Below are 14,090 nucleotides of genomic sequence, written 5' to 3' on the forward strand. Positions count from 1 at the left end.
GCGGTGCCGGTAGCGGAACCTCACAGAGCCTGTCTTCGAACTCGTTTTGCGAGGCGGCGCCGGTAGCGGAACCTCAGCGGCCGTCTCGGCTCCGGGAGCCCCTCCTGATGTATGTCCACACCGGCACCGCCACGCAAAACGAGTCCCGAAAAGTGATCTCAGAGCCAGTCGCCATTGCTCCCCGTGGCGAGCAGGCGGCTCATGGTCTCCGGCGACCACGCGCCGTCGGGGACGGTTCGGCGGCGGGCCGCCGCCTCCTGCTTGCGGAACAGCGCCATCGACGCCTGGCGGGCCGCGTCGACGACCAGCGGCGCCGCCCGTTCCAGCGGGGTGCGCAGGTCTCCGACCAGGGAGATCCCGGCGACCGGGCCTTCGGGGCCGCGGATCGCGGCGGCCACGCAGGCGATCTCCGGGAAGCACTCACCCCGTTCGAACGCCAGCCCGTGGCGCTGCCGGATGCGGTTCAGCTCCTGGTGGAAGGTGGCGAGGTCGCCGATCGTGCGGTTGGTCAGCCGGGGCACGACGGGGCCGAGCCGCCGGTCGACCTGCTCGGGCGGCAGCCAGGCGAGCATCGCCTTGCCCAGCGCCGTGCCGTGGGCGGGCGCGCGGCCGCCCACGCGCGAGGGCACGCCCACCGCGGACCGGCCGCCGATCTTGTCGAGGTAGTACACCTCGGCGTCGTCGAGGACGGCCAGGTGCGCGGTCATCCCGGTGCCGAGGTGGATCTCGTGCAGCAGCGGGGCGGCCACCTCGCGGATCTCGGTGCACCCGGCGTCCTGGCCGCCCAGCCCCAGCGCCCGGGGACCGAGCCGGTAGCCGAACTCGGTGTGCTCCAGCCACCGGGCCCGAACCAGCTGGTCGAGGATGCGGTGCGCGGTGGATCTGGGCAGCCGGGTGCGCCGGGCGACGTCCTCCAGCGACAACGTGCTGGTCCGCCCCGGGAAGGCGTCCAGGATCAGGGTCATCCGCTCGACCATCGACGGCGGCGTCTCGCGTCGTGCCGTCTTCGGTGTAGCGCTCGGAGCCGCCATGTGACCTCCCGACACCGCACCAAATTGAAACGAATTCTCGTTTTGAATCTACCAGCGATCCGCACCCGGGAGAAGGACCCCGCGCACTCCACCGGCCGGACATCGGGCGGTGCGGCCCGCCCGATGTCCGGCCGGTGGCAACGAGTCTCGACGGTAACCGAGCAAGCGCTCGGGAGGTGATCAGGTGTGGGCTCAGCGCGGGATGGTGGTGTGCTTGAACTCGTTGAGCTCGGTCCAGCCGGTGAGCAGGTCCAGCACGCGCTCCACCGCGCGGACCGACGCGGCCGGATCCGCCCCGTGCGGCGCCCGGTTCATCAGGCGGACGAAAACGGCCTGGTCATCGGCGATGAACGTGGGCACGCCCCAGACACCGTGGGAGGCGACGAACTCCTCGTGCTCGGCCCGCACCCGCTCCAGGGCCGCACCCGAATCGATCCGGTCGAACACCGCCTCGGCCGGTACGCCGTTGTCGGCGAGAACACGTTCCACCACGGCGCGGTCCTCCAGGTGCTGCCCGTCGTCGTGGCGGGCGGCGAACAGCGCCCGGTGCAGTGCGGGGAACCGGTCGGGGAACTCGTCGCGCACCACGACGCCCGCCTGCAACGCGATGATCCCGGTGTCCTGGCCGGGTTCCTGCCACACGCTCGGCTGGCCTTCCTCGACGTGCGCCTGACCGAGCGAGAACGGCAGGTAGCGGACCTGCCAGTCCGCGCCCGCGGCCAGACCGGTGAGCAGGTGCTCGTGCGCGTTGCGCGCGAACGGGCACCGGTAGTCCCAGGTGACGGCGAAAGTTGTGGTCATACCGGGTGCAACACCCGGGAGCCGGGGCGCTGTTCCCCGTCCCGGCAGGTGGTACCCGTCCCGTCACTCGAACCGCTCGGGATCGCCCGCGCCGCGGCGGACGACCTCGGGTTCGGGGCCGGAGAAGTCGACGACCGTGGTCGGCTCGGTGCCGCAGTCGCCGGAGTCGATCACCGCGTCCAGCGCGTGGTCGAGCCGGTCCTTGATCTGCCAGCCCTGCGTCAGCGGCTCCTCCTCGTCAGGCAGCAGCAGCGTGCTGGACACCAGCGGCTCGCCGAGCTCGGCGAGCAGGCCCTGGGCCACCGCGTGGTCCGGGATCCGGATGCCGACGGTCTTCTTCTTCGGGTGCAGCAGCCTGCGCGGCACTTCCTTGGTCGCGGGCAGGATGAACGTGTAGCTGCCGGGCGTGGCCGACTTGATCGCGCGGAACACCGCGTTGCCGATGATCACGAACTGGCCGAGCTGGGCGAAGTTCTGGCACACCAGCGTGAAGTGGTGCCGCTGGTCGAGACGGCGGATGGCGCGGATGCGCTCCAGTCCGTCCTTGTTGTCCAGCCGGCACCCGAGCGCGAAGCAGGAGTCGGTCGGGTAGGCGATGAGCCCGTCGCGGCGGACGACCTCGGCCACCTGCCCGATGGCCCGGCGCTGCGGGTTGCGCGGATGCACGTCGTAGTACGTCGCCATGCGCGCGAGCCTAGGCCCGCGGCCCCGCTGCGCCGACGTCCAACCGGGGACCGCACGACGGCGGTCCGGAAAATCCCCGCCCTCCTTCACTCGATCGCGCGAGGCGTCACACCCGGGGCGCGTAGTGCTAGGGGTCGTCCCGGCGCTCGACGGGCGGCAGGTTGCGCGCCGGGGTCTCCACCAGCGGCGCGTCGACCGGGACGCGGCCGCGCTCCCGCCGCCACGCCGCGCGGGCCCGGGGGTGGTAGCGCAGGTCGAAGGGCACCAGGCGCCAGGCGAGCGCGAGCGCCCGGCCGAACAGCCGCAGCATCCGGGCGTCCCGCGCGGTCCAGCGCAGCCCCAGCCGGCGGCGGACCGGCTCGGGGTAGAGGCCGACGGTCAGCCAAACGAACGTCCGCGCGAACGGCACCCGCGCCCACCGCCACAGCGGGTCCGGGAGCCACCGCAGCACCGGGGGCTTGGCGATGCGCTCGATGTCGAGCACGTCGCGGGTGGCCTTGTTGTCCTCCAGCACGTCCCGGCACATGTGGTCCCAGTACCGCCGGAAGGCCGACCAGTCCGGCGGGACCGGCCGGGTGCTCACCCCGTACAGGCGGTACCACTGGATCCCCTCGGCGTAGAGCCGTTCCTTCTGCTCCTCGGTGAACGGGGTGCCGAAGTGCTCGTTGATCAGGATCGGCAGCACCATGAACGTGGCGTGCGCCCAGAAGAACGTGTCCGGGTCCAGCGCGTGGTAGCGGCGCCCGCGCCGGTCGACCCCCTTGATCGCGTCGTGGTACCCGCGGACCCGCCGGGCGGTCTCGGCCGCCCGCGGCCCGTCGTAGACCACCCCGCCGATCGGGTACAGCGAGCGGAACAACCGCTGCCAGCGCTCCTCGAAGAACCGGGAGTGCTGCTCCACCCCGGCGCCGAGCCCGGGGTGCATGTTCTGCATCGACCCGGCCCACAGCGCGAGCAGCAGTCCTCGCCAGTCGCCGAAGTACCGCCACATCAGGGAGTCGGGGCCGAGGGGGCGCGGATCCGCCATGGCGCTGCCTCCACCGGGGAACTGAGCACGCCCGTTGTCACATCGAGGTTACCCGCGCGTCCCGCGTGGGCCGAGGACGTTCACCCGAGTGCCGGGTCCCCGTCGTGCGCGCGCACCGGCGGCACCGGGCCGGTGTGGCGTTCCAGCTCGACGCGCGCGAGCTGGCCGGTGCAGCCCTGCGCCAGCCGCGAGGTACCGGTGTCCGTGGTGAGCACGTTCGGGTTGCCGTGCACGCAGGTGGCCACGTCCGGGGCGCTCGGGTCGAACCAGGCGCCGGTGGCCAGCTGCACCACGCCCGGGCGCACGGCGTCGCTGATCCGCGCGCCCGCCAGGCAGCTGCCGCGCGCGTTGCGCAGGCGCACCACGTCGCCGTCGCGGATGCCGCGCGCGGCGGCGTCGACCGGGTTGATCCGGACCGGTTCCCGGCCGCGCACCTTCGACTCGGCACTGCGGTCGCCGTGGTCGAGCTGGCTGTGCAACCGGGTCGCCGGGTTGTTGGCCACCAGGTGCAGCGGTTCGGGCCCGTCCTCCGGCGGCAACCACACCGGATGGCCCGGGCAGTCCGGGTAGCCGAACGAGGCCACCGTGCCGGAGTGCAGTTCGATCCGGCCGCTGGGCGTGCCCAGCGGGTGGGCGTCCGGGTCGGCGCGGAAGTCGGCGTAGACCACGTGCTCGGTGACCCGGTCGGGCAGGTCCAGGCGGCCGTCGCGCCAGAACCGGGCGAAGTCGGCCTCGGGGCGGTGGCGCGGGTCCAGCGCCGCCCGCCACGTCTCGTACAGGTGCTCCAGCCACGCCCGCTCGTCGCGGCCCTCGGTGAACTCGGCGGCGACGCCGAGCCGCTCGGCGAGCCCGGTGAACATCCGGTAGTCGTCGCGGGCCTGCCCGACGGGTTCGACGACCCGGTGCATCGCCACCAGCGCCGGGTCGAGGCGGGCGGCACCGATGTCGTCGCGTTCCAGCGCGGTCGTGGCGGGCAGCACCACGTCGGCGTGCCGGGTGGTGGCCGTCCAGAACGGGTCGTGCACCACCACGGTCTCCGCGCGGGCGAACGCGCGGCGCAGCCGGGTGAGGTCCTGGTGGTGGTGGAACGGGTTGCCGCCGCTCCAGTACACCAGCCGGACGTCCGGGTAGGTCAGCCGCTGCCCGTCGTAGTCGAACTCCTCACCGGGGTGCAGCAGCATGTCGGCGACGCGGGCGACCGGGATGAAGTCCGGGACCGGGTTGGCGCCCTGCGGCAGCGTCGGCACCGGGTAGGGCAGCACGCCCGTGCCGATGCCGCCCATCGCGCCGTAGCCGTGGCCGAACCCGCCGCCGGGCAGGCCGATCTGCCCGAGCAGGCAGGCCAGCGCGACGCCCGCCCAGATCGGTTGTTCGCCGCGGGGCGCGCGTTGCAGCGACCAGCTCAGCGAGATGAGCGCGCGACTGCGCGCCATCTCCCGGGCCAGCCCGGCGATCTCGGCCGCCGGGACCTGGCAGATCCGCTCCGCCCACGCCGGGTCCTTGGCCACGCCGTCGGAGCGGCCCAGCACGTAGTCGGCGAAGACGTCGGCCCCGACGCAGTACCGCCGCAGGAACTCCTCGTCGTGCAGCCCCTCGTCGAGCAGCACGTGCGCCAGCGCGAGCATCAGCGCCGTGTCGGTGCCCGGCACCGGCGCCAGCCAGCGGGCGCCGAGCTCCGCCTCCACGTCGTCGCGCAACGGGCCGACCAGCACGAACCTCGCGCCCCGGGACCGCGCGGCGCGCAGCAGCCCGCCGGTCTCGTGGCGGCTGATGCCGCCGGAGCTGACCTGCGCGTTCTTCAGCGGGATCCCGCCGAAGCACACGAACAGCTCGGTGTGCTCGGCGAGCACGCCGAGCGTGGTCGGCGAGTAGATCGCGCTGTCGTCGCCGAGCACGTGGCGCAGCACGACCGGCGAGGCGCCCAGGCTGTAGGTGTTGACCGACCGGGTGTAACCGCCGACGCAGTTCAGGAACCGGTGCACCTGGCTCTGCGCGTGGTGGAACCGGCCCGCGCTGGCCCACCCGTAGGAACCGCCGTAGATCGCCCGGTTCCCGTGCTCGCGCCGCACCCGGTCCAGCTCCCCGGCGACGAGGTCGAGCGCCCGCTCCCAGGACACCGGCACGTGCTCGTCCGCGCCGCGGGCGTCGTCGGCCCCGGGACCGCGCTCCAGCCAGCGGCGCCGCACGTGCGGCACGGTGACGCGCGCGTCCGGCCGGACGGCGGCGGGGATGTTGCGCAGCAGGGCGGACGGTTCCGGGTCGTGCGGGTCGGGCAGCACGTCCACGCCGCCCGAGCGCGCCGCGGCCCGGAACACGCCCCAGTGCGAGCTCTGCGGCCGGTACTCGACCATGGCGCCCCCTCCCGGTTCGGTGCGCAGCCGCGCCCAGCATAGATCGGCTAGCGGACCAGACGCGGCGCGGCGAGCGCCGCCCCCACCGCCGCCACGGCCGTGGCCAGCACGAACGCGGCCACCGGCGGGGCGAGGTCGAGCACGAGCAACCTGGGCGTCCGGCCCAGCGGCAGGTACCCGAGCGCCACGAAGGCCGCGCAGGCCAGCAGCACGGGTGGCTGCCTGCTGCGGTCGATCAGCCGCCCCAGCACCGGACCGCCCACGGCCGCGCTCGCCGCGTACCGCGCCGTCAGCGCCCCGACCAGCCGGTAGTCACCGCCCTGCGCGCGCACCGCCAGCGCGACGGCCAGCGGCGCCATGCCGATCGGCAGGCGTCCGAGCAGCGACGCGGCCAGCAACCGCGGCACGTGGCGCGACCGCAGGACCTCGGCGACCGGGGCCGTCGCGCCGACCACCCCGCCTCCTCGCCGATCCGCCTGCACCCGGGCACGACCTGGCCCGCCGGTCCCGCGGGCGTCGAGCGGAACCGTCGATCACGCGCTGCGGTTCTCCGGGATGGCGGGGCACTTGCCCTCGGCCGCGTCGAGACCGAGCATCTCCAGCCACCTGCCCAGCTCCTCGGCGCTCGACGCCCGCGCTGCCAGGTGCCGCACGGCGCGGCGGCGCTGGGCGGGCGTGGTCGGTGCCGTGATGTCGTTGTGCCCCACGTGTTTCCTCCCCACCACCGGTCATCCCCCCTCGATGCACGACAGTCCTCAGAGGACTCCCCCGGTGCGCTCATCGTCGGGTCCTGGGCTTCCCGCCCGGCGCGGAGGTCAAACGCGCCGCCGCGCCCCGAGTTTGATGATCAGCGGTCCGGGCCAACCACGGAGCGTGCGTCCATCGGGCTCCCCGGACCGGGACCGCGGCGCGGAATCCGCTGTGCCCCGCGGTCTGCGCGTCACGGCGGCCGTCGGGTGGCGACTGCTCGTGGTCGCCGGGGTCGGGTGGGTGCTGCTGTACGTGTTCGGGCAGCTGTACGGCGAGCTGATGGCCGTGGCCATCGCGATGCTGCTCGCCGCGCTGCTGTCACCCGCGGTGAACTGGCTGTCCGCCAAGGGCGTGCACCGCACGCTGGCCTCGCTGCTGGTGCTGGTCGGCGGGCTGGCCGCGGTGGGGGCCGTGCTCGCGGTGGTGATCAACGCGCTGGTCAGCGGGATGGCCGGGCTGGCCGCGCAGCTGGCGGCCAGCATCGAGCAGATCCGGCTGTGGCTGATCCGCGGTCCGCTGAGCCTCAGCCAGCAGCAGCTCAACCAGATCTTCCAGCAGCTCACCTCAAGCCTGCAGGTCGACCAGACGGCGCTGCCCTCGACCGCGCTGAACACCACCGGCGCGGTGCTGCGCTTCTTCGCCGGTGCGCTGCTGGGCTTGTTCACGCTGTTCTTCTTCCTCCGCGACGGGCCCCGGATCTGGACGTTCCTGGTGCGCCTGGCGGTCCCCCGGCACACCCGCGCGAGGGTGCACCGCGCGGGTCGGCGCGGGTTCGCGACGCTGATCACCTACGTGCGCGCCACGGCGGCGGTGGCGTTCATCGACGCGGCGGCGATCGGCATCGGCGCGGGGGTGCTGCGGGTGCCGTTCGCCTTCGTGCTGGCGGTGCTGATCTTCCTCGGCGCGTTCGTCCCGTACGTGGGGGCGGTGGTCACCGGCAGCCTCGCGGTGCTGGTGGCGTTGGCCGCCAACGGCTTCGCCTCCGCGCTGATCCTGCTGTGCGTGGTGGTCGGGGTGATGCAGCTGGAGGGGCACGTGCTGCAACCCCTGCTGCTGGGGCACGCGGTCCGGCTGCACCCGCTGGCGGTCGTGCTCAGCGTGACGTCGGGGTTCACCCTCGCCGGGGTCGGCGGCGCCGTCCTCGCGGTGCCCCTGGTGGCCTCGGCGAACACGATCGTGCGGGCACTGCTGGACCAACCCGAATGATGGTCCTCAGTGGACGCGCGCAACCCGGCGCGGACGCGGTCGTCTCCCGACAATGTCCGCAGCAGGCGAGGGCGGAGGTGGGACCGTGCTGACCCGACGAGCACTGCTGCGCGCGGCGCTGGCCGGCGGTGTCGCGATCGGCGCCGCGGCGCCGGGGACCGCGCACGCCGCGCCCTACCCGCGCGTCGGTCCGGGGACGTCGTTCCTCGACCACCGGGCGCTGCTGGACGGCCTGCCCGAACCCGGCTGGTTCGCCGCCAACATCCCGTTCGTGGAGCTGCCGGACCGGGAGGTCCAGCAGGTCTACTACTACCGCTGGCGGGTGCACTACGAGGCGTTGAAGTACACCGGCACCGCCGAAGGCTGGATCGTCACGGAGTTCCTGGCGCCGGTGGGCTACTCCGCCCCGGGCGGCGCGATCGTGGCCGCGGTCGGGCACCACCTCGCCGAGGGCCGCTGGCTGCGGGACCGCCGCTACCTCGACGACTACCTGCGGTACTGGCTGCGCGGGTCGGGCGCGGGCCCGAAACCGGCGACCGTGGAGCTCAACCCGCACGCCACCGACTGGGCCCACCAGTACTCGTGCTGGCTGGCCGACGCCGCCTGGCAGCGCGCCGCGGTGACCGGCGACTGGACCGGGCTGCTCGACCTGCTGCCCGATCTCGTCCGCCACTGGGAGCGCTGGGCACCGCAGTTCGACTCCGACCTCGGGCTGTACTGGCAGACGCCGCTGTGGGACGCCATGGAGTACTCGGCGGGGTCCTACTCCGACGGCGACCCGTTCCGGGGCGGGGACGGTTTCCGCCCGACGCTGAACAGCTACCTGCACGCCGACGCCCGCCGGATCGCCGACCTGGCCCGGCGCGCCGGGGACACCGCGCTGGCCGCGCGGTTCGACGAGCGCGCGGACCGGTTGCGCGCCGCCCACGACCGGTTGTGGGACGCCGCCGCCGGGTTCTTCAAGCAGCTGACCCTCGACCGGCGGACGCCGCTGCCCGACCGCGAGGAGATCGGGTTCGTCCCGTGGATGTTCGGCACCGCCGGCCCCGAACACGCCGGGGCGTGGCGGCAGCTGATCGATCCGCAGGGCTTCGCCGCGCCGTTCGGACCGACGACCCTGGAGCGGCGCAGCCGGTGGTTCCTGCACGAGGCGCGGCTGGGCTGCTGCCGCTGGGACGGTCCGAGCTGGCCCTACGCCACCAGCCAGACCCTCACCGGGTTGGCCCGGCTGCTGACCGAGCAACCGGAGCGGGCGCCGCTCGGTCCGGACGACTACCTGGCGGCGCTGCGCACCTACGCGCGCACCCAGTACCTCGGCGGGCGCCCCTACGTCGCCGAGGCGCACGACCCGGACGTCCCGGAGTGGATCTACAACACCCCGTCGCACAGCGAGGACTACAACCACTCCACGTTCGTCGACCTGGTGCTGTCCGGCCTGTTCGGCGTGCGGCCGCAGGCCGGTGACGCGCTGCGCCTGCACCCGCTGGCACCGCAGTCGTGGGACTACTTCGCCGTGGAGAACCTGCCGTACCACGGGCACAACGTGACCGTGCTGTGGGACCGGACGGGAGCCCGGTACGGGGCGGGCGCCGGCCTGTCGGTGTTCGTGGACGGTGCGCCGGTCCACCACCAGGGCACGCTGGCGCCGGTGACCGTGGCCGTCCCGGCCGCGCGGGTGCCGCCGCTGCCCGACGAGGTCGACGTGGCCGCCAACCTCGACCCGGCCGCGCGATTCCCGAAGCCGTCGGCGTCGTTCTCCGCACCGGGCTGCGGACCGGAGAAGGCGATCGACGGCCAGAAGCACTTCCTGGCCACGCCCGCGACCCGGTGGAGCACGGACGGCTCCCCGCACGGCCAGGACTGGCTGGCGGTCGACTTCGGCGAACCGCGCACCCTCACCGAGGTGCGGGTGTTCTTCCACGGCGACGGCCGGATGCTGCGCGAACCCGCCCGCTGGTGGGTGGAGCACCGCGACACCGGTGACTGGCGCCCGGTGCCCGACCAGCGGGTCGAGCCCGCCCGGCCGGTGCCCGACGACCTGAACCGGGCGGTGTTCCCCGCCGTGCGCACGCGGCAGCTGCGCATCGTGGTGGTCCCGCGCGGGTCCGCCGGGGTGGCCGTGGCCGCGCTGCAGTGCTGGGTGCCGCGCTATTCGACCCGGATGGTCTTTTAGTCCGTTTTCCCTGTTCGCTGCGCACGCGACCGGTCACCGCGCGTGCGCGCTCTTGGTGGCGCGGGTGCACTCCTGATAAAGAAACCGCCATGACAACACGCGTTCCGGGCACGACGTCGGCTTCCGGTGAGAAGCGGGTGATCGGCAACGTCCTGCGCGGCTCGGTCGGCAACCTCATCGAGTGGTACGACTGGTACGCGTACTCGGCGTTCGCCACGTACTTCTCGCACTCCTTCTTCCCGAAGGGCGACCGGACCGCGGAACTGCTCAACACCGCCGCGGTGTTCGCCGTCGGTTTCCTGATGCGGCCGATCGGCGGCTGGCTGCTCGGCCGGTTCGCCGACCGGTTCGGGCGGCGCACCGCGCTGGTGCTGTCGGTGAGCATGATGGCGTTCGGCTCGTTGCTGATCACGTTCACGCCGGGGCACGAGACCATCGGCGTCGCCGCGCCGATCATCCTGGTGATCGCGCGCCTGTTGCAGGGCCTGTCGGTCGGCGGGGAGTACTCGACCTCGGCGACGTACCTGTCCGAGGTGGCCTCGCCGGGCAGGCGCGGTTTCTACTCCAGCTTCCAGTACGTGACGCTGACCGCCGGTCAGCTGCTCGCGCTGACCCTGCAACTCGTGCTGCAACAGGTGCTGACCCAGCAGCAGATGCACGACTGGGGCTGGCGCATCGCGTTCGCCGTGGGCGCGCTCGCCGCCGTGGTCGTGCTGTTCCTGCGCCGCGGCATGGACGAGTCGGAGAGCTACCGGGAGCAGCGCGGCGGCCACGACCGCGGCACGCTGCGCGCGCTGCTGCGCCACCCCAAGGAAGTCCTGCTGGTCGTCGGTCTGACGCTCGGCGGCACGGTGGCGTTCTACACCTACACCACCTACATGCAGAAGTTCATGGAGAACACCGCCGGGATCCCGAAGACCACGGTCACCTGGATCAACTTCGCGGCACTGCTGGTGTTCGTGCTGCTGCAACCGCTGGCCGGGGCGCTGTCGGACCGCATCGGCCGCCGCAAGCTGCTGCTGTTCTTCGGCATCGCGGGCACGGTGCTGACGGTGCCGCTGATGTCCGCGATGGGCAGCACCCGGCAACCGGTGCTCGCGCTGCTGCTGATGCTCGCCGCCCTGGTGATCGTCACCGGCTACACCTCGATCAACGCGATCGTGAAGGCCGAGCTGTTCCCGACCAACGTGCGCGCGCTGGGCGTCGGACTGCCCTACGCGCTGACGGTCGCGATCTTCGGCGGCAGCTCCGAGTACTTCGCCCTGTGGCTCAAGGAAGCCGGGCACGAGCAGGTCTTCTTCTACTACGTCGCGGGCTGCGTGCTGATCTCGCTGATCGTCTACGGCACGATGCGCGAGACGTCGAAGCGCTCCCCCATCGACCGCCCGGACGCGGAGTAGCGCGTCTTGCAAGCGGCGGTAGCCGCTTTCTCTTTCGGTGAGCGGTCTCGCAGCCCGCACCGCCGCGGGGGGCGGCGGTCGGGCGACGGGCGGGCCGCTGAGGTTCCGCCACCCAGAAAGAGTTCGAAGACAGGCTCTGCGTCAGCTCACCGCGAGCAGCACCGGTTCGGCCAGGGCCAGGACGGCGCAGATCGGGAGGTTGATCTTCCAGCGGTCGCGGAAGATCGCCACGAACTCCCGGATGGTGGCGCTGGGCCAGTAGTAGGCGGCGGTCGGCGAGCCGACCACCTCGCCGGAGACGCCCTCGACGCGCGCCAGCAGCGCGGCGCGGAAGGCGTGGAAGTTGTTGGTGACGACCAGGCAGCGGTAGTCGGGCACCGCCGCGCGCATGATCCGGTCGCTGAACCGCATGTTCTCGGCGGTGGTCCGGGAGCGGTCCTCCAGCAGGATGCGGTCGCGGGGCACGCCCGCGGCCACCAGGTACTCGGCCATCGCGTGCGACTCCGGCACCGGCTCGTCGGGCCCCTTCCCGCCCGAGGTGATGATCATCGGTGCACCGCCGCGCGCCCGCAGCGCCTCGAACACCTGCCGCGCCCGGTCGAGCCTGCTGGCCAGCAGCGGGGGCACCTTCCCGTTGAGCAGCCCGGATCCGAGCACCATGACGAAGTCCGCGCGGCGGTTCGGGATCCGCAGGTAGATCAGCGAGTACACCAGGTAGCAGGCGAACAGGAACGACACGTAGCCGACCACGAGGCCCACGGTGATCAGGGTCGCGAACAGCGCGAACCAGTTCAGCACCAGCGCCAGCACGCCGAGCACCGCGTAGCCGATCATCGCCAGCCCGAGCAGCAGCGACAGCAGGTTCCCCAGCCGCCGCCCCTCCCGGCGCAGCATGGTCACGCCGTTGAGGACGAGGAAGACCGCGAGGGCGGCCACGCACAGCGGACCCAGCGCGATCACGGCGAACACGACCACGGCTTTGACCCAGGTGCCGAACGCGTTGAAGTCCATCGCGTCCAACACCGCGCTGAGACCGAAGAACAGCGCGGGCACCAGGAACACCCCGTTGCGCAACCGCCTGCGGTCCCGGGCGAAACTCACCGCGAACGCGCCGAGGCAGCACAGGGCGAGTGCGAACGAGACGATCATGGCGCACAACATAGCGCACCGGCGCGTTCCACCCGAAAACGTCCACTGTGGACATGTCCGCACCATGTGCGCACAACGAACGAAACGGTCCGGTGACCACTGACCGTCACGGAACGGGTGCCCTCAGAACAAGGCGCCACGGCGGGCCAATAAGCTGGCGTCGAGGTGAGCTGATGAGGCAGTGGATGCAGCGAAGGAAAGTACGGTTAATCCCCTCGCGACCGATTTTCGCGGTGCTCGCGGTGGGAGCCGTGGTCGGGCTGAACGCGTGCAGCCCGTCGGGTGGGGCCGGTTCGGTCCCCACCAAGTCCCCGGATCCCGCTCCCGTGGTGGACATCACAGCGGCAGGCGGGGACCAGGTCAACCCCACCACCCCGATCGAGGTCTCGGCGCACGACGGCAAGCTGACGTCGGTCACCGTGACCAACCCGTCGGGCAAGCAGGTGCAGGGCGCCATGGCCGGGGACGGCTCGGGCTGGCGCACCACCGAAGTCCTGGGGTACGACACGGACTACGAGGTGACGGCCACGGCAGCCGGCAAGGCCGGCAAGACCACCACGCAGCACAAGACGATCCACACGCTCACCCCGAAGGCGAAGGCCTATCCCAGCCTCATCCCGGTGCCGAAATCCGGTAACGACGTCGGCGTCGGCCAGCCCATCGTGGTCCGCTTCGACCACGCGATCAAGAACCGCGCCGCCGCCGAGCGGGCGATGCAGGTCACCGCGACACCGGACCAGCCGGGAAGCTGGTCGTGGATCTCCAACAAGGAGGTGCACTACCGGCCGAAGGACTACTGGAAGCCGGGAACCCAGGTGTCGGTCAAGATCAACCTCTACGGGGTCGATCTCGGCGACGGGGTGTACGGCGAGACCGACCGCACCCTGGACTTCCACGTGCACGACGCGTGGGTCGCCAAGGCCGACGGCAACACCGAGCAGATGCAGATCTTCCACAACGGGCAGTTCGTCCGCGCCATGCCGATCAGCATGGGCAAGGACATCACGCCCACGCACGTGGGGGCGCACGTCATCTCGGACAAGCAGCAGAAGTACACGATGGACTCCTGCACCTACGGGGTGTGCCCCGGCCAGCCGGGGTACTACCGGACCGATGAGTTCTTCGCCGAACGGATTTCCAACGACGGGGAGTTCGTCCACGAAAATCCGGCCAGCGTCGCCCAGCAGGGCAGCTCCAACGTCTCGCACGGGTGCATCAACCTCGACCAGGACAACGCCGCGTGGTTCTTCCAGAACTTCGGGCTCGGCGACGTGGTCGAGGTGACCAACTCCGGCGGACCACCGCTGCCGGTCTGGGACACCTACGGCGACTGGTCGTTGCCGTGGGACAAGTGGAAGGCGGGCAGCGCCTTGCCGTGAGCCTGTGGAACCGGTGCCGTCCGGCACCGGTGCGAAACCGATGAGGGGAACGGCCTGTCCGCCACCGCGGCGGACAGGCCGTTTTTTTCGCCCACCCGACCCGGCGGACCACCTGTCCTCCTTGGACCACCCGGGGGGT

Annotated in this window: 12 protein-coding genes; 4 read left to right on the top strand and 8 right to left on the bottom strand. The window is 72.2% G+C overall.

Going from position 1 to position 14,090, the window contains the following annotated elements; genetic code table 11:
- Positions 1 to 158 precede the first annotated feature (158 nt).
- The 7 genes from NV263_RS19275 to NV263_RS19305 all read right to left on the bottom strand — a co-directional run bounded on the left by NV263_RS19275 (position 159) and on the right by NV263_RS19305 (position 6,601).
- Positions 159 to 1,031 carry an IclR family transcriptional regulator gene (locus NV263_RS19275; RefSeq protein WP_263247784.1) on the bottom strand — a complete coding sequence of 291 codons (873 nt, stop codon included), beginning with the start codon at positions 1,029 to 1,031 and terminating at the stop codon, positions 159 to 161.
- A gap of 192 nt (positions 1,032 to 1,223) precedes the next feature.
- A complete protein-coding gene (locus NV263_RS19280; protein WP_263247785.1) occupies positions 1,224 to 1,832 on the bottom strand; it encodes a DsbA family oxidoreductase in 609 nt (202 codons plus the stop codon).
- Positions 1,833 to 1,895: 63 nt separating this feature from the next.
- The gene (locus tag NV263_RS19285) at positions 1,896 to 2,516 is read right to left on the bottom strand and encodes an L-threonylcarbamoyladenylate synthase (protein ID WP_263247787.1); all 621 of its coding nucleotides are present in this window, start codon (positions 2,514 to 2,516) and stop codon (positions 1,896 to 1,898) included.
- 127 nt (positions 2,517 to 2,643) lie between these two features.
- On the bottom strand, positions 2,644 to 3,543 hold the full coding sequence (locus tag NV263_RS19290) for an oxygenase MpaB family protein (protein WP_263247788.1): 900 nt from the start codon (positions 3,541 to 3,543) through the stop codon (positions 2,644 to 2,646).
- Positions 3,544 to 3,623: 80 nt separating this feature from the next.
- Entirely contained in the window at positions 3,624 to 5,894 is a 2,271-nt protein-coding gene (locus tag NV263_RS19295; RefSeq protein WP_263247789.1) for a molybdopterin-dependent oxidoreductase, read from the bottom strand.
- Positions 5,895 to 5,941: 47 nt separating this feature from the next.
- Positions 5,942 to 6,349 carry a hypothetical protein gene (locus NV263_RS19300; protein WP_263247790.1) on the bottom strand — a complete coding sequence of 136 codons (408 nt, stop codon included), beginning with the start codon at positions 6,347 to 6,349 and terminating at the stop codon, positions 5,942 to 5,944.
- Between the two features lie 78 nt (positions 6,350 to 6,427).
- Entirely contained in the window at positions 6,428 to 6,601 is a 174-nt protein-coding gene (locus NV263_RS19305; protein WP_263247791.1) for a hypothetical protein, read from the bottom strand.
- 214 nt (positions 6,602 to 6,815) lie between these two features.
- Between NV263_RS19305 and NV263_RS19310 the strand changes: the two genes are divergently transcribed.
- From NV263_RS19310 to NV263_RS19320, 3 genes are all read left to right on the top strand, one after another.
- Positions 6,816 to 7,850 (top strand): AI-2E family transporter, encoded by a 1,035-nt coding sequence (locus NV263_RS19310; RefSeq protein ID WP_263247792.1) that lies wholly within the window; start codon positions 6,816 to 6,818, stop codon positions 7,848 to 7,850.
- 85 nt (positions 7,851 to 7,935) lie between these two features.
- The gene (locus NV263_RS19315; protein ID WP_263247794.1) at positions 7,936 to 10,023 is read left to right on the top strand and encodes an MGH1-like glycoside hydrolase domain-containing protein; all 2,088 of its coding nucleotides are present in this window, start codon (positions 7,936 to 7,938) and stop codon (positions 10,021 to 10,023) included.
- Positions 10,024 to 10,112: 89 nt separating this feature from the next.
- Positions 10,113 to 11,423 (top strand): MFS transporter, encoded by a 1,311-nt coding sequence (locus tag NV263_RS19320; protein ID WP_263247796.1) that lies wholly within the window; start codon positions 10,113 to 10,115, stop codon positions 11,421 to 11,423.
- A 141-nt stretch (positions 11,424 to 11,564) separates the two neighbouring features.
- Here the strand turns inward: NV263_RS19320 and NV263_RS19325 are convergent, their stop codons facing one another.
- Positions 11,565 to 12,572 carry a YdcF family protein gene (locus tag NV263_RS19325; RefSeq protein WP_263247798.1) on the bottom strand — a complete coding sequence of 336 codons (1,008 nt, stop codon included), beginning with the start codon at positions 12,570 to 12,572 and terminating at the stop codon, positions 11,565 to 11,567.
- A gap of 329 nt (positions 12,573 to 12,901) precedes the next feature.
- Between NV263_RS19325 and NV263_RS19330 the strand changes: the two genes are divergently transcribed.
- Positions 12,902 to 13,951: a L,D-transpeptidase gene (locus NV263_RS19330; protein WP_263247799.1), complete on the top strand. Its 1,050-nt coding sequence runs from the start codon at positions 12,902 to 12,904 to the stop codon at positions 13,949 to 13,951.
- Positions 13,952 to 14,090 lie beyond the last annotated feature (139 nt).

This window comes from Saccharopolyspora rosea, from assembly GCF_025643595.1.
GTDB lineage: Bacteria > Actinomycetota > Actinomycetes > Mycobacteriales > Pseudonocardiaceae > Saccharopolyspora > Saccharopolyspora rosea.